The sequence below is a fragment of the Petrotoga miotherma DSM 10691 genome (genome assembly GCF_002895605.1).
GTDB classification, from domain to species: Bacteria; Thermotogota; Thermotogae; order Petrotogales; family Petrotogaceae; genus Petrotoga; species Petrotoga miotherma.
The window spans coordinates 80,922-97,395 of the sequence record NZ_AZRM01000010.1 but is presented as its reverse complement, the minus strand read 5'-3'; the positions used below and the strand labels follow the sequence as shown (position 1 = coordinate 97,395).

Annotated in this window: 17 protein-coding genes and 1 riboswitch; all 17 genes read right to left on the bottom strand. The window is 34.4% G+C overall.

Going from position 1 to position 16,474, the window contains the following annotated elements:
- Positions 1 to 127 precede the first annotated feature (127 nt).
- Positions 128 to 709, bottom strand: coding sequence for a phosphoribosylglycinamide formyltransferase (gene purN / locus X928_RS02195; protein WP_103078276.1), 582 nt, complete (start codon positions 707 to 709; stop codon positions 128 to 130).
- Between the two features lie 28 nt (positions 710 to 737).
- Complete coding sequence (purM, locus tag X928_RS02190; RefSeq protein ID WP_103078275.1) at positions 738 to 1,706, bottom strand: phosphoribosylformylglycinamidine cyclo-ligase; 969 nt, start codon at positions 1,704 to 1,706, stop codon at positions 738 to 740.
- A gap of 286 nt (positions 1,707 to 1,992) precedes the next feature.
- Positions 1,993 to 3,357: an amidophosphoribosyltransferase gene (gene purF, locus X928_RS02185; protein WP_103078274.1), complete on the bottom strand. Its 1,365-nt coding sequence runs from the start codon at positions 3,355 to 3,357 to the stop codon at positions 1,993 to 1,995.
- A gap of 4 nt (positions 3,358 to 3,361) precedes the next feature.
- Entirely contained in the window at positions 3,362 to 5,545 is a 2,184-nt protein-coding gene (purL, locus tag X928_RS02180) for a phosphoribosylformylglycinamidine synthase subunit PurL (protein WP_103078273.1), read from the bottom strand.
- Positions 5,523 to 6,209 (bottom strand): phosphoribosylformylglycinamidine synthase subunit PurQ, encoded by a 687-nt coding sequence (gene purQ, locus X928_RS02175; protein WP_103078272.1) that lies wholly within the window; start codon positions 6,207 to 6,209, stop codon positions 5,523 to 5,525. Before purQ ends, purL begins: the two co-directional genes overlap by 23 nt.
- Before the next feature lie 5 nt (positions 6,210 to 6,214).
- The gene (gene purS / locus X928_RS02170) at positions 6,215 to 6,484 is read right to left on the bottom strand and encodes a phosphoribosylformylglycinamidine synthase subunit PurS (RefSeq protein ID WP_103078271.1); all 270 of its coding nucleotides are present in this window, start codon (positions 6,482 to 6,484) and stop codon (positions 6,215 to 6,217) included.
- Entirely contained in the window at positions 6,481 to 7,197 is a 717-nt protein-coding gene (gene purC, locus X928_RS02165; protein WP_103078270.1) for a phosphoribosylaminoimidazolesuccinocarboxamide synthase, read from the bottom strand. Before purC ends, purS begins: the two co-directional genes overlap by 4 nt.
- A complete protein-coding gene (locus tag X928_RS02160; RefSeq protein WP_103078269.1) occupies positions 7,187 to 7,606 on the bottom strand; it encodes a 5-(carboxyamino)imidazole ribonucleotide mutase in 420 nt (139 codons plus the stop codon). The genes purC and X928_RS02160 overlap by 11 nt, the downstream gene beginning before the upstream one ends.
- 79 nt (positions 7,607 to 7,685) lie before the next feature.
- A riboswitch (purine riboswitch) is annotated at positions 7,686 to 7,787 on the bottom strand.
- Between the two features lie 83 nt (positions 7,788 to 7,870).
- A complete protein-coding gene (locus tag X928_RS02155; RefSeq protein ID WP_103078268.1) occupies positions 7,871 to 8,323 on the bottom strand; it encodes an arsenate reductase ArsC in 453 nt (150 codons plus the stop codon).
- Positions 8,316 to 8,768 carry a flagellar export protein FliJ gene (gene fliJ, locus X928_RS02150; protein WP_103078267.1) on the bottom strand — a complete coding sequence of 151 codons (453 nt, stop codon included), beginning with the start codon at positions 8,766 to 8,768 and terminating at the stop codon, positions 8,316 to 8,318. The genes X928_RS02155 and fliJ overlap by 8 nt, the downstream gene beginning before the upstream one ends.
- Positions 8,769 to 8,795: 27 nt before the next feature.
- Positions 8,796 to 10,433 (bottom strand): sigma-54 interaction domain-containing protein, encoded by a 1,638-nt coding sequence (locus X928_RS02145; RefSeq protein WP_103078266.1) that lies wholly within the window; start codon positions 10,431 to 10,433, stop codon positions 8,796 to 8,798.
- 29 nt (positions 10,434 to 10,462) lie between these two features.
- Entirely contained in the window at positions 10,463 to 11,425 is a 963-nt protein-coding gene (locus tag X928_RS02140; RefSeq protein ID WP_103078265.1) for a radical SAM protein, read from the bottom strand.
- A gap of 295 nt (positions 11,426 to 11,720) precedes the next feature.
- The gene (gene lipS1, locus X928_RS02135) at positions 11,721 to 12,569 is read right to left on the bottom strand and encodes a LipS1 family lipoyl synthase (RefSeq protein WP_103078264.1); all 849 of its coding nucleotides are present in this window, start codon (positions 12,567 to 12,569) and stop codon (positions 11,721 to 11,723) included.
- Positions 12,556 to 13,293: a ribonuclease III gene (gene rnc / locus X928_RS02130; protein WP_245857150.1), complete on the bottom strand. Its 738-nt coding sequence runs from the start codon at positions 13,291 to 13,293 to the stop codon at positions 12,556 to 12,558. Before rnc ends, lipS1 begins: the two co-directional genes overlap by 14 nt.
- A gap of 20 nt (positions 13,294 to 13,313) precedes the next feature.
- Positions 13,314 to 15,242 carry a transketolase gene (locus X928_RS02125; protein WP_169926269.1) on the bottom strand — a complete coding sequence of 643 codons (1,929 nt, stop codon included), beginning with the start codon at positions 15,240 to 15,242 and terminating at the stop codon, positions 13,314 to 13,316.
- On the bottom strand, positions 15,242 to 15,391 hold the full coding sequence (locus X928_RS02120; protein WP_245857152.1) for a DUF2905 domain-containing protein: 150 nt from the start codon (positions 15,389 to 15,391) through the stop codon (positions 15,242 to 15,244). Before X928_RS02120 ends, X928_RS02125 begins: the two co-directional genes overlap by 1 nt.
- 234 nt (positions 15,392 to 15,625) lie before the next feature.
- Positions 15,626 to 16,453, bottom strand: coding sequence for a PSP1 domain-containing protein (locus tag X928_RS02115; protein WP_103078260.1), 828 nt, complete (start codon positions 16,451 to 16,453; stop codon positions 15,626 to 15,628).
- Between the last annotated feature and the right edge of the window lie 21 nt (positions 16,454 to 16,474).

The window sequence follows — 16,474 nt, the reverse complement described above, 5'->3', positions numbered from 1 at the left end:
CTTACTTTAGCGCCCCTTCGCCCCGCAGCCCACCCATAAGGATAAAGGAATATGGCTTCGTCCCGCTCCCCACCCATATAAGAAAAGGAATCAGTGCCTTGCCTCTCAGTCTATCTAAGAGTCTATACTATTTTCTATTTTCGCAAGAATTGTTCAAGAGTTTCTCAATTACTTGGGGATAATAGTGATGCTCTAACTTATGAATTTCTTCCTCCAACTTTACAAGATCCCAATTTTTGTCTAGTCTTAACTTTTTTTGTAATATGATTTTCCCAGTATCAACTTTCTCTTCTACGTAATGAATTGTTATTCCTGTATATTCTTCTTTATTATTATACGCTCTTTCTATTGAACGTAAACCAGGGTATTTCGGTAAAAGAGAAGGATGAATGTTTATTATTTTATTGGCATAATATCTAACTATATAGCTTGGTAATATTCTCATGTATCCTGCTAGTACCATTAGATCAAAATCTAGATCTTTTAAACGATTAAAAAGATAATCATTGTACTCTTTTTTTGATTTGAAAGTGCCATAATCTATTATTTCATAATCTATTCCCAATCTTTTTGCCCTTTCTACCACCTGAGCTTTCTTGTTATCCGTTATCAATTTAATTATACTAATTTTGGAAGATTTCGAAAAGTATTTACATATAACTTCAAAATTTGTCCCGTTACTTGAGGCTAAAATTACTATCTTTTTCACAGTATATCGCTCCTAATAAATTTGTTCATCAAAGGATCTTAACTTTTTGGTTTGAATCGTTTGCCGATTTCACTTCTCCAATAATGAAAAAATCTTCCCTCAAAACAGATTCCAATATTTTTGTAACTTCAGAAAGATTATCTTCAGGAGCAACATATATCATACCGATACCCATGTTGAAGGTTTTGAACATTTCTTCATCAGAGACACCTGATTGTTTGATACTTTCAAAGATAGAAGGAGTCTCCCAATTAACCTTTATCTCTGCGCAAAAACCATCAGGAATTATTCTGGGCAAGTTATCGATTATTCCCCCACCCGTTATATGGGCGGCACCTTTTATATAATTAAGCAACGTTAAAGTTTGTTTAACATATATTCTTGTAGGGTTTAAAAGTTCTTCCGTGAAGGGAATTTTTCTTTCATCCAGTAATTTTCTAACCAAAGAATAGCCATTTGAATGTATCCCGGATGAAGAAAGACCAATAAGCTTATCACCTGACACTATCTTTGAATAATCGAATATGTGATCTTTTTCAACTATTCCAACAGCGAAACCAGCGATATCTTCACTCTCGTTTTTAAAAACACTTGGCAATTCGGCAGTTTCTCCGCCTAAAAGAACACACTCATATTCATCTAAAATATTTTTTAAATGTCGAATAAAAGAGACAAAATTATTTTTGTTTAAGTTTGATGTAGAGAAATAGTCTAAGAAAAATAAAGGCTTTGCCCCCACGCAAACCAAATCGTTTAAATTCATTGCCACTAAATCTTGGGCGGCTATATCCCATCTTTCATACTTTCTTAACAATTGAAGCTTTGTACCTATTCCATCAGAAGTAGCTACTAAACAAGGGTTTTTATAATTGGATATTTCATCTTTCAGAGGAAATATCCCCGCATATGCACCTATATTGGAACCTATAAACGATCGGATTTCTTTAATTGATTCGTTAGCTTTGTCTATATCTACACCAGAGTTTTTATAAAACATAAATTGCCTCCCAATTTTGGTTATAGTGTCTTCTATGAAATTTGCTCCCCTTCGCCCAGCTGCCCACCCTTTTTGGGAAAGGACCTGCGGTCCCTTAGACCCTGGTGGGTGGAGGGCTCCGCCCTGTGACCCTTTTAAAACTAAATATTTAGTGAATTAATTGTTTGCATGGTTTTCTTGTAAGCCTTGTCTAGTCTTAGTTAGCGCCCCTTCGCCCCGCAGCCCACCCAAAAAGATAAAAGGGGATTTTGCCCCTTGATCCCGCTCCCCACCCATTTTAAAAATTTTAATCTTTTATAAAACAGTGAAAACAATAATTCTTTCCCTTTTCACCTAAAGAAGCAAGTAAATTCTCCAAAGTAATAAAATTAAGAGAGTCTGCATTAAGAATTTCTCTAATTTCTTCAACCGTTTTAGTTGCGCAGATTAATTCTTCTTTCGTAGGAATATCAACCCCCCAATGGCATGTATTAACAACCATTGGAGAGGCTATTCCTATATGAACTTGTTTAGCGCCATTCTCCCTTAGCATCTTCACTATATGTTTCATCGTTGTTCCTCTGACGATAGAATCATCAATTAAAATAACTCTTTTGTTATCTATAACTTCTTTAACAGGTAAAAGTTTACGTCTAACTCCCAACTTTCTTTCTTGCAAATCGGGGTCGATAAAAGTTCTTCCAACATACTTATTTCTCATTAGCCCCATTTCTAACGGAATACCAGATGCTTTTGAATATCCTAAAGCAGCAGAAAAACCACTATCCATAACTGGAACAACTATATCAGCATCGATAGGATTCTCTTTTGCGCACAGCTCTCCTAATTTTTCACGCATTAAGTGCACATTATCACCAAATATATTTGAATCGGGCCTTGCGAAGTAAACATGTTCAAAAAAACAAAACTTATTAAGACTATTCGAAGATATTACATGACTTTTAATCTTTCCATCCTTTATTTCAATTAATTCACCGGGCTTTATTTCTCTAATTTTAGCGTTTCTAAGTGGGAAAAATTTGAAAGCACTGTCTTCTGAGGCTACGTAAATTCCATTTTCGGTTTCACAAATACTTAAAGGCCTGTATCCGAAAGGATCTCTAAAAGCAATGATTTTATCTTTGAAAAGAAAAAGTAGAGAGTAAGAAGGAGAGATATTTTCAGTGATTGCCTTACCTATTTCTTTGCTATTCCATCTTGAAGGAGAGCCTTTTAGTTTATTAACTAAAAGATGGGGGAAAAGTTCCGTATCTGAGGTTGTCATAAATATGGAACCTTGATCCTCGTAGTTCTCTCTCAATTCAGGGCCATTTTCTATTTGACCGTTGTGCGCTATCGAAAAAAATTCATTTTTATATTTTATAGTAAGCGGTTGAGCATTTGTGAAATTAGAGAGACCTTTCGTTGAATATCTTACGTGCCCGATCCCAAAATAACCGTTAATTTTTTTTGATACACCGCCCCCGAAAACTCTATTGACTACGCCTTTACCCTTATAAGTTGTAATCTTAGTGCCATCTGATACAGAGATCCCTGCAGATTCTTGGCCTCTATGTTGAAGTGCCAAAAGACCTTCAACAATTCTGCTACTTACGTTGTACTTTTCTGCCTTTGAATATGCGGCAAACAAACCACAATTTTCCATCAACATTCTATTATTCCTCCACACTTTTTGAAATACTATCAAAATAAATGTTTCTCAGCTCTTTTAAATCAAAACAAACGCTGCCGATATCAATTCCTTCATCACTGGATTTTATCTCTCCCAATTTTTTAACGTTGATGTTAGATGATTTAGCAATATCTTCAAAAGTATAGGAATCTTTTCTACTAACAGATACAATGAACCTACCCTGATTTTCTCCGAAAAGTTCTTCTATGGAAGTATCTAAAATACCTTTAAAACCACGATTACTCAATATACATGACACCGCTAAAGCAATGAGTAAACCTCCTTTTGAAACATCATGCACACTTTTTAAAATACCTTTTTCTATCAGATCCAATATAAAGTTTTGCAAATATCTTTCATACATTGGATTTACAAAGTCGATTTCTCCACCCACAAAACCTTCAAGAACTTTTAAATAAAGACTTCCACCTATCTTATCAATATTGATATCTGTTTTTCCAATTAAATATACTAAATCACCACAATCTTTGAATTTTAAATTAACTATTTTTTTTATATCTTTAATTTCCCCAATCATACCGATCACAGGCGTAGGAAAAATTGATGTTTCATGATACGAATTGTAAAAACTAACGTTACCACTAACCACTGGGGTAGAAAGTTCTTTTGAAGCTTCAATCAAACCTTCAATACTTTTTTCAAATTGCCATGATACTTCGGGATCATCAGGATCACCAAAATTAAGGTTGTCTGTGATAGCTAAAGGTTTTGCACCCACTGAGATCAGATTCCTAGCGGTTTCGTATACAACGTTCTTGGTACCCTCAAATGGATCTAAATAGGTGTAAAGTTCGTTGCTATCAATCGTTACAGCTATAGCTTTATGAGTGTTTTTTAACCATAGTACCGCACTATCGGCTTGTTCTGGTATCAATATTGTATTTGTTCCAACTTTATAATCATACTGTTGATATATCCATTTTTTACTAGATATATTGTGGTTTGACAACAATATTTTTAATATTTTATCTATATCTTTTATCTTTGTTTTTGGGTATTTTTTTGCTTTGTTCAATATATAAGTTGAAGGAGTGGTATTGTTTCTAAAATATTCAGGGGCGTTAACTAAGATCTCTATTGGAAGATCAGCAAGAATCTTGCCTTTGTTATTTTCTTTCACAACGTAATGAGGGGTAGAAATTGTCCTTCCGATAATTGCAAAATCGATTAAGTATTTTTTACAGACGTCTTCTACTTTTTTCTCTGTACCAGGATTAACCAAAAAAAGCATCCTCTCTTGAGATTCAGAAAGCATTATTTCCCAAGGTTCTATATCCTCTTGCCTTTTCGGTATATTATCTAAATAAAGTTCACAACCAACTCCACCCTTATAAGCCATTTCAGAAGTAGAGCTAAGAACACCGGCAGCTCCCATATCTTGACAAGCCCTTACCCCTTTTATTTTCAGTATCTCAAGTGTCGCTTCGATTAGATTCTTTTCGGTAAAAGGATCTCCAACTTGGACTGAAGGTCTGTCATCTTTTCCACTCAATTTTTTTGATGCAAAAGAGGCCCCATGGATTCCATCACGTCCGGTTCTAGATCCTACATATACAAGAAGTTTATCAGGTCCATCCGCGTGGGAAGATGCCAAATGATTTTTGCCAGCAACACCGACGCACATTACGTTTACCAAAGGGTTTGTTGAATATATTTTATTGAATGAAGTCTCTCCACCTACCGTTGGGACACCAATAGAATTTCCATAGTCACTTATACCTGAAACAACACCTTCGAAAATGTTCTTCACCTTTGGATCAGAAATATTACCAAATTTCAGCGAATCTAAAAGTGCTATGGGCCTTGCTCCCATAGCCAATATGTCTCTAACTATCCCACCAATACCAGTGGCTGCCCCTTGATAAGGTTCTACAGCAGAGGGATGGTTGTGACTTTCGACCTTAAAAACAACAGATTTTCCTCCAATTTGAACGTATCCCGCATTTTCGCTTTCATAAGATTCATTAATTTTTTTTATATAATGTTTAGAATGTTTGTAACCACAATGTTCAGACCATTGGGCAGAAAAAAGGTGCGTTTCAAATTCGTTGGGTAATCTCCCCAACTTTTCTTCTATAAGATCAAATTCTTCACCTGAAATACCTAATTCCAACGCTATCTCTTTAATTGTTAATTGATTCTGCACTAGTCAAATACCTCCTGATAGATTGAAAAATGTAATTGCCGTCCTCATTACCTAATACGCTATGACAAGCTCTTTCTGGGTGAGGCATTAAACCAAAGACATTGTATTCTTCATTTGTTATGCCTGCTACATCATCAAATGAACCGTTGGGATTCTCTTTATACTTTAATAAAATATTTTTAGGATTAAGTTTGTTATCGTTAACTATATAACGGCCTTCCTTGTGGGCTATAGGTAAAGTTAAAATCTTTTTTTGAACGTTATTAATAAATGGCGTATCATAATTTATGACCTCAACTTCAACATCCTTACATATGAATCTATGAGACGTGTTAACGGTTAATACTCCGGGTAATATTCCTGCTTCTGTGAGGATCTGAAAGCCATTACAAACCCCTAAAACCAATCCTCTTTTGTTTAATATATACTTCTCAACAGATTTCATTACTGGAGAAAATCTTGCCAATGCTCCCACTCTTAAATAATCTCCATAGGAAAATCCTCCTGGAATAAAAACTAAATCGAAATCCAATAATTGATTAAAATCATGCCATATATATTTCGTATCAAAACCGTTAATCGTCAAAGCAAAATTTGCATCTCTATCACAGTTTGAACCAGGGAAAACTATAATTCCAGCAGTTAACGAATTTACATTCTTCACACTGTTCACTTCCTATTCAAATCGATGATTTCAAAATCTTCTAAAACAGGATTGGTTAAAATTTTATACGCTATTTCTTTAGCTTTATCTTTGGCTGTTTCATAGCTATCTTCTTTTATGTCTAATTCTATACTTTTTCCAAATCTTACACTTTCAACGTTGTAATTCAACCTTCTTAAAACCTTGAAAGTAGTAGCTCCCTGTGGGTCTAAAATTCCTTCTCTTAACTTTACTTTTACTTCAAATCGGAAAGTTTTCTGTTCCTCCTTAATCATATATCCAACCTCCCAAGCAATACTTCGTAGGCGTTTAGTAGATCTCCCTTTTCTTCCCTATACACATCTTTGTCAAGGGATTCCATAGTATTTGCGTCCCAAAAACGGCATGTATCAGGTGAAATCTCATCTATCAACGTAACTTTATTATCGTTTTTACTGATTCCGAACTCTAATTTAAAATCCACCAAAATAATTCCTTTAGATTTTAAATAATCACTCAAAATATCGTTGACTTTTTTAGAAATTGAAGTGATTTCATCCAATATGTCTTCTGTGGTAACCTTCAAAAGAAGGACAGCATCTTTGGTGATCATGGGATCACCTAACTCGTCATTTTTTAAAGAAAATTCAATTAAAGGATAATCAAATATCAAGCCTTTTTTCACACCGTATCTCTTACAAAAACTACCGGCAGTGTAATTTCTAACTATAACCTCAAGAGGAATTAAATCTGTCCATTTTGCAACGAAAGAGTTTTCATCGTAATCGTTGATGTAATGGGTATTTATTCCTTCCTTATTCAACATTTCAAAGAAAAACTTAGAAATTTTTTTGTTAATTTTACCTTTGTTAAGTATCTGATCTTTTTTTAATCCGTTGAACGCTGTGACATCGTCTTTAAATTTTATCAATAACTTCTGCTCATCGAACTTGTATACTTTTTTGGCTTTCCCTTCGTATAAAAGCTCAAAATTTTTCTTATCTTCCATCTTTTTCACCTTCTATCAACCTTTTTGCAAAGTATGCTGCATTTTTCATCCCACTACTTCCAATTCCCATAGTTGCAACAGGCACCCCACTGGGCATCTGTACCATAGAAAGTAATGCATCTATTCCATTTAAAGGACCTACATCTCTAGGGACACCAATAACGGGGAGGTTGGTTAATGAAGCGATTACACCAGGCAAGGCAGCAGAAAGACCGGCAACAGCTATTATGACACTATACTCGTTACTGGGAAGTTCTTCAATAAATTTGCTTAGCTCTTTCAAATTCCTGTGAGCACTAAACACTTTGTAATCGTAACTCATTTTCCATTCTTCAAAGAGGTCAATGGCAGTTTTTACAAAAATCTCATCCGATTGACTTCCAGATATCAAAAGGACTTTCTTACTCAAAGTTATCTCTCCTTTTTTAAAATGTCAAAATAAAAAATCCTACCTCTTCTACAGAAGAGAGGTAGGATGTTGATGTAAAAATCTCAACCCCCCTTACTGTAGTCAAACAGTTTACGGCTGTTTGGTAGAAACTGCCGAACCATATTATCGGCATTATACAGAAAGAGGTTTCTTCTTTATTAATTTTGTTATGAATTCATTATAACAAACAAACTTTAGCTGAAGGTTAATTCTTTGAAAAATAAAGTAAATACAAAAAGGTATTTACACTCGAAAATTATCTTTTATATTGGAGTATTTATCAGTATTTTCCACAAAATCAATTACCTTTTTTTCTATTTGATCTCTTACCTTTCGAAATACTTCTAATTGTTCTTCTTCAGAACCTTGAGCACTGGCTGGATCATCAAAGGGCCAGTATAGTCTTATACTAACGCCAGGGAAAAAAGGACATTCTTTTTCTGCTTTGGAGCAGACAGTTATTAAAAAACCAAACCTATCGTTCAAGTATATGTCCAAACTCTTTGAGTATTGCCCGTCCATAGATATTCCTTTCTCTTCCATGACTTTTATGGTCAAAGGATGAATTTCACTTGCTTCTAAACCAGCACTGTAAGCCTCGAACTTATCATCTCCGTATTTCTTCAAAAACGCCTGAGCCATCTGACTTCTTGCAGAATTTCTCGAACATAAGAACAAAACTTTGATCTTATTCATAATTCTCCTCCCTTGGTTGATGGTTTAATCTTGCAATTTCATCTAATTCTTTTATATCGGCCCTCTTTTCCCGAATTTTAAATTCGTCAAATCTTTTATCTTTAAGTTTTTGAAGAATATCTTTTTCGTTTTTGGCCTTTAAATAATTTTGTCGTGCCATTTCTTCTTCTTGTAACTTTTCTTGTAACACTAAACGTAGTTGTGATAATTGCTCATTTAAATAATTTTTATACTCTACCATATTTGATAGTTTAGTAATTGAGATAGTATCTTTTACCTCTTTTATAAATTCTGTTGAAAAGGTATCGATCTTATTACTGATCTGATTAATTTCGTCTTCAACTAACTGCCTTTGTTTACTTTTTTTACCCAATTCTATTCTTGCGTTATCTTCTAAAATTTTTTTTAGATCTTTCAACCGTTCTAGACGAAATTCAAATTTCAATGTTCATCCCCCCATTCACATTAAACCTTACTTGATGCCGTATCTATCCAGCTTATAATAAAGATTTCTCACAGTTAAACCCAGTTTACGGGCAACTTCTGTTTTATTACCGTGGCTTGCTTCAAGTACTTCTATAATTATCTTCTTCTCGAAGTCTTCAGTCATTTCTTTAAGCGTTCCTTTAACTTCTTCAACGTTTTCTATCAAATCGGGAATGTGTGTGGAAGTTACTATGGAATCGCTGTTGTCCATTGCCAACATGGCCCGGTCAATTACGTTTTCCAACTCTCTTATGTTTCCTGGCCACGAATAATTCTTTAATTTATTCAAGGCATCTTCAGTAAATCCATAAACTATTCTTCCATACTTTCTATTTAGACTATGTAATAGTTGTTGAGCCAGTTCAGGAATGTCTTCTTTTCTTTCTCTTAATGATGGAACTTCTATACTTACTACTGAAATTTTGTATAAAAGCTCTTTAGAAAATTTCCCCAAACCAGAAAGAATCTTTAAATCTTCTGTGGTTGCAAAAATAAACCTAACATCAGGAACAAAATCGTAATAATTCGTATCGAAAACGTTGTCTTTAAGAAAGGCTAAAAGTTTTCTCTGCATTTCTATATCCATCAGATCAATATTTTCCAAAAAAAGGGTCCCTTCATTCGCTCGTACCAAATAACTATTTTCCCCAAAAAGGTACTCTTCTTGTCTTTCTTTTGAAATCAAAGAAAAATTTAATTTTAGATACGGCCCCTCTTTCCTTGCACTTGCGTTGTGAATAGCTTGTGCTAGAACCTCTTTTCCTACTCCAAATTCGCCTATTAATAAAAGATCCACGTCTACTGATGCTACTTTACTTGCTTGAGCTATTACATCTTTCATAATTTCAGATTTAACCACTAAATCGTCGAAGGTGTGGGTGGCACTCTCTTTTTTTAGCATCCTTTTTGTTGCTTCAAGCTCGTTTATTAATCTTTGAATCTCAGAAATATCATGAATAACGGCGACACTTCCTTTAAACTCATTTTTAACAAAAAGTGGGGTGACGCTTGCTACTACTTCTTTTTTGTTCGTAGCTAATTTTTTTCTTACATTGTATATAGGTTTTTTCTCTCTTGCACATTGAATATGTAAACTTTCACCTTCTGCCAAATCTATAGTGGCAGGCTTACCAATGACCTCTCTCGGTGTTAGTCCTGTGATTCTTGTATAAGCTCTGTTGACCATGGTAACACGACCTTCTTGATCAGCCACAGAAATGGCATCTGAGGTAGAATCAATTATAGAAGTTAAAAGTGCTTCCATTTCTCTTAGATTAGTAATCTCTTCGGCTAACTTTTGTAATGTGGTAATATCTCTGAAAACAGCGGCAACAGCGATAGTTTCATTATTATCATTTTTTATAGGGATACGGGAAGTTAAAATAACTTTATCCCCTAAACTTTGTAATTTGTCGTATTCTGGTTCCCCGGTTCTTAAAACAATGTGCAATCTTGTATTTGGAACATTTTCAACTACATTTTGTCCAATTATTTTTTCTTTATCAACTCCTAAAATCCTACAGGCGGAGTCGTTTATGTAAAAAATTCTTTCCCTTTCATCTATGGCCATTACTCCATCTTGTAACTGATCAACAACGTATCGCATCAGTTCTACTTCTTTCATGAAATCACCCCTCTGATAGTCACCAACGTTTATTGTGACGTTGAAAAAACTTCATTGTTTTCTTTTAAATTATGAGTCTGAATCCAACCATTTTTAAATCCTAATTCATACAAATAGTCGACTACTTCCTGATATTCTGATTTGTATAAATATCTTGATAATTTTTTATAATTTTTTGCCTTATAAACCGGAACGTACTGGTCCATTAAACTGATATGTATCTTTTCGGAAATTTCATACTTTAAGAATTTTAAGGCTTCTTTCGCTTGGTTTATTAGATTGGGTAAAACTAGAATACGAATTATTATTCCTTTTTTCAAAATGTTAGACTTTTCATCTACTATAAAAGTTTCACCAATCTGACGATGCATCTCTTTAATAGCTATTTGGACATTACTCCAATAATCTTTTACCCCTGAATATCGTTTACCAACGATATTACTAGTATACCTTATATCAGCCAAATATATATCAACGACATCCTCCATCAGCTTCAAAGTTTCAATGTTTTCATAAGAGGAAGTATTCCATACAATGGGTAATCGAAATCCTCGTTCTATTGCATATATCAAAGCATCAAAAATAAAAGGTAAGTATGGGGTGGCAGTTACCAAATCCAAATTAGCAGCCTTCATTTCATTCTGTAATTTTAAGAAAATTTCTGCTAAGTCGATTGTTGAAATGTTCTTTCCGAAACCCAGTTGACTAAAATTAAAATTCTGACAATAAACACACCTCATCGTACAATTGCTAAAGAAAATACCACCTGCACCATTTTCTCCTTGCAATACAGGCTCTTCTCCAGGATAAAGAACATACTCGGAAATTTTTATTTCGTTCCCGACCCTACAAGTTCCAACATTTGTTAACCTATTTACTTTACACTGCCGAGGGCAAAGATCACATTTTTCTAATCGTTTCATCAAATAATTACGTCTTTTATGAAGTTCACCTGACTCGTATAACTTCATGTAAGAAGGTAAAATTTCCATCTTATAATATACCTCCACTATTATCGAACGTTAAGGGGTTCCCCCTTAAGATCCCCAAACACTTTTGCTTCGCATATGAGATTGAGGATGTTACTTCTAAAACATTATTAAAACCATTTTGCACAAGGCTGCAAAAAACATCGTTTGCACAGTAACGCAAACAGGGGTTCCCCCTTAAGATCCCCAAACACTTTTGCTTCGCATATGAGATTGAGGATGTTACTTCTAAAACATTATTAAAACCATTTTGCACAAGGCTGCAAAAAACATCATTTTGCACAGATCAGCAAAAAGCCTATTGCACAAGGCGGCAATCAGAAGGGAAAGCACAACATTCGTAACTATAACTAATCTGGTAATTTTCTCTTTCGGCTTTTTCGATAACTTTGCCAATAGGTTGAACAATTTTATTTACAATACCTAAAAGATTGGTTTGAAGATCTTCTCTATATTTCCCCTTTGGATGCATACAACCTAGCGTTAACTTTTTATGTTGAAAATCTTTTCTTACCTTTGAAAGAAAAGAAACAACTTCCGTCACTTTTGGAGGTTGATAAGAATGGAATTCAGTTCCAACGGTGGGTATAAAAACTAGAAATATAATTTCATCTATTCGATCTCCAAATTTTTTTAGTTTTTCAATTGCTTTTTGTTCATGAGAGAATTCTCCTTTATTCAAGCCTATGGTAATATGTGGTTTAACGACAAAATCATTCTTTACAAGTAATTCGAAAGAAGTCCACATCTTATCATAATCAAATTTTCCATAAACCTCTCTTACAGTTTGCTGTTCTCCAACTAGGTCAAAAGATACAGTATCCGCGATCTTTTTTAAAACATGGATATCTTTTTCATCCACATAGCCAGTATGTACGTTGTATTTCAAATTATATTTGGTTTTTAGAGTATATAGTGTATCTGCAAAAATAGTAATTGGAACCTTTCCATCGGTTAATAATCCACCACTAATTAAAAAAGAAGTGAACCCTTTATTTACTAAATTTTTCATATCTTTTACCCTGGCCATATTATTTAGATAATGGCGACCACAATGTTTGCAGTTCAGATAGCAATAATTCCCTGTTAATGATACTGAAGAGGTGTTCTTTAAAATAACGAATTCAATTTCTTTAATCAATGTCATCATTTCCACCAGTAGAGTTCAAAAACTTCTCACAAGCGATTTTTGCTGCTAATTGCTCGGCAAATTTTTTTGAAAAACCTTCACCTATTCCAAGTATCTCATCATCTAATTTGACGGCCACCTTGTATCTTTTCATATGTGATGGCCCAGAAGCACTTAATAAGACGTATTCAGGCAATTTTTTTGTTTTTTCTTGAGTTAATTCTTGTAACTTCGTTTTATAATCGAGAAAAATATTCCCTTCAACAGCGTTCTCAATGTATTCTTTCATGTTTTTTATAATATACCTCTTCGTCTTTTCATAACCACAGCTCATATATATACAAGCAAATAGAGCTTCCATAGCATCCGATAAAATTGACTTTTTCCTTCTTCCACCTTGTTTGTCTTCACCCTTACTTAAAAAAATAAAATCATCTAACCCCAACTTTAAAGCAACTTCTGCTAAAATAATCTCGCTTCCTATAATAGCCCTTGCCTTTGACATTTCACCTTCGGAGAGGTAATAATTATTGTAAAGAAACTCGGAGATAACTAACTCCAATACTGCATCTCCGAGAAATTCCAACCTTTCGTTAGAATCAAGTCTTCTTTGAATATTTTCGCTATCGAAAACGTATGATTTATGACACAATGCTTCAAACAATAAGCTTTCTTTCACACACGGTGGCAGAAGAAGGTCATTTTTTGCCTTTTTTACAGTTTGTTCCTCTTGCAAAGTCAATTTTAAATTATCCTCATACCTCATTTGTTTTCAATTAATCCTTTCATTTTTTTTACCAATGACTCTACGTCAAATCCATGAACTTTTAGCAAATCTTTGATCGTTCCAGAGGGAGCATATTCTCTTAATCCCATAGGTTCAAAATAAGAAGGTTTCAAAGAATTTTTGATCATCGCTTTTGACAGTTCATTTGACAAACCATTTTCTATGTTGTGATCTTCTAAAGTTAACACAATAGTATTGTCTACAAATTCTTTAACATTAGTAAGGTCAAAATCTAAAGGAGTCGGTACGCCAATTACTGTAATATGAATATCTTCTTCTTTCAACTTATCAGCTGCTTCCACCGCTAAATGAGCAAAGCTTCCGTATGTGAATACTGTTAGATCTTTACCTTTCCTAAAAATATCCAACTTCCCATATTCGAAGTTATAACCGTTATCGTAATAAACGTTACCCTCTTCATCCAACAAAATTGGCAAGCTGGATCTTCCCATAGCAATCACAAAGTTACCAGGAACTTTTGCAGCGTACCTAATCGCTTTATCAGTTTGATTGGCATCACAAGGTACGATCAGTTTAGTATGGTATAAACTTCTGACTACCCCAATATAATTGACTTCATGATGTGTCTTGCCATCCTCTCCTACATCGATACCACAGTGAGTCACAACGGTCTTTAAATTAGTGTGATTAATATCGTTTAATCTTTGCTGATTAAATGTCTCATCCAAACCAAATACCCCAAAATCAGCGAAAAAAGTCAAGACTCCATTAACAGATAACGCACCCCCAATGGTAGCAGCGTTATGTTCCTCAATACCAATTTGGATGTAACCCTCAGGATTGACTTTTTCGAATTTTTCCAATTTAACGGATGGTTTCAAATCACAATCAATTGCAGCTACTGGAAAGTTAGCCATGTTCAGTTTTGCAAGATCAGCAATAGCGTTCCCAAAAGCGTTACGATTAGCTACCTTTTCTCCCTTTTCATACACTATAGGTTGTCCAGTTTCAACCTTTAATTCAATATTTGGATAATTTATTTTTTCCCTAGTTAAGGTCATATTTTTTCTTTTTTCGATATACTTTTCCACATCGTTTTCTAAACCTAATTCTTCTAAAGCCTTATTTAACTGTTCTTTAGTGAGTGCTTTACCGTGATAGGTTGGGGTGTTTTCCATAAAAGAAACCCCTTTTCCTATAATCGTTTTTGCTACAATCACAGTTGGCCTTAGCGGCTCATTTTCAGCTACTTCTAATGCCTTATTGATCTGCTCGAAATTGTGACCATCGATTTCTATTACATTCCAACCAGCTGCTTCATATTCTCCAACTATATTTACGGATAATATATCTCTAGCTCTTCCAGATATTTGAATATCGTTGTAATCAAGTAATACAATTAGGTTATTTAGGCCTTCTTTTATCGCAGTTCTTCTAGCTTCAGCGATTTGACCTTTTGAACTTTCTCCATCACTACTAAAAACGTAAACTCTATAGTCTTTTTTCCTCTTCTTTGCTGCCAAAGCCATTCCTATTCCAGCTGATAAACCTTGACCTAAATTCCCTGTTGACCACTCGACACCTGGTATCCCACGGGTAACATGCCCTTCAAATATACTGCCGGCATATCTGAATCCTGAAATAACTTCTTCAATGTCAATAAAGCCCATCCTTGCTAAAGCCACATAAAAACCAGGGGAAGTGTGACCATGACTAACCACAATCCTATCTCTATCTGGATTGAAAGGATCTTCCGGAAATATATTTGCCCTATTCAATACCGATAAAAACATGTCAATTGATGACATAGATCCTGCGGGATGACCAGAATTAGCCACAGTAGTCATCTTCAATATATCTCCTCTTGCAACTGATGATAAGCCTTTTAGTTCTTTTAAACTTTTTTTCAATGAATCCACCTCCAAAAAATTTAGATCTCGCATTAAAAAAATCTGCGAATGATAATTGATAACAATGTGATCAATCCACTTACAATGAGCATGGTCGTAATAGGAATATATAAAACGAAATTTTCTCTTTTTATTATTATATCTCCTGGGAGCCTTCCGAGTTTTATATTAAATGCAAACATCAACCCCATTATAATAAATAAAACACCAATTGTTATGAATACAGCTGCTATTGTTCTCATATGATCATGAAAAACTACTGCGGCAGACTACCTATTTCACTAATGAAAGGAATGCAGTAGTTTTTCTCACTCCTTTCAGGATATTAAATATCCATATTCATCCTTTCTTTGCAATAATCTCAACTATCTGCTCACAGGCTTTCCGCTTCCGTCGTTAGACGGAAGCAGTTGAATTTAAGAATTACCGCTGTTGAAATAAGAAAAAGGAACCTTGATTAAGATAGGTTGATTTTCTTCTATTACCTGTAGTGAGACTTCTTTTAAGAACACGTTGACAGTTACAACTCTGGCTGGCTTCCCTTCGTATTCTATTGTAGTATTCTCATTTGGAACATTTTTAAGGACCTCTTTATAGAAGTCATTCTCATATTTCAAACAACAAAGAAGTTTCCCACATCTGCCTGAGATTTTAGCGGTGTTTATCATCATCTGTTGCGTTTTAGCCAGTTCCATCTTTATAGAAGAAAAATCTCTCAAAAATCTACTACAACAAGCTTCTTGACCACATAAACCAATTGATCCAATCTTCTTTACTTCATCCCTGGCTCCTACTTGCTTAAGTTCGATTCTTGTTTTGTACCTTTTAGCTAATATCTTTACCAATTCTCTAAAATCTATTCTGACATCGGCACCAAAGTAAATTACCAATTTTGATCTATCAAAGGTAAAAGCGGCATCAAGAATCCTCATTTTTAACCCTAATTCATTAACCATTTGTTTTGCATATTGTGTCACTTCTTTAGCCTTTTGAACATTTTCCTCTAATTGCTTTTTGTCTTCATCTCCAACCTTTCTAATTATCGAATTAGGTTCATATCCAATTTCTTCAAAACTCATGGTAACAGGTCCTAAAACAATCCTTCCAACTTCTATTCCATTTTCAGTTTGAACTAAAACATAGTCAAATATATTGATTTTTTCGATTCCTAAATAATTATAATAATGGATAGAACCTAATTTTTCCAGTTCCACCCCATACACTTCAGCTTTTAGATCTATCAAAAGATTTCACTCCCATTGTTC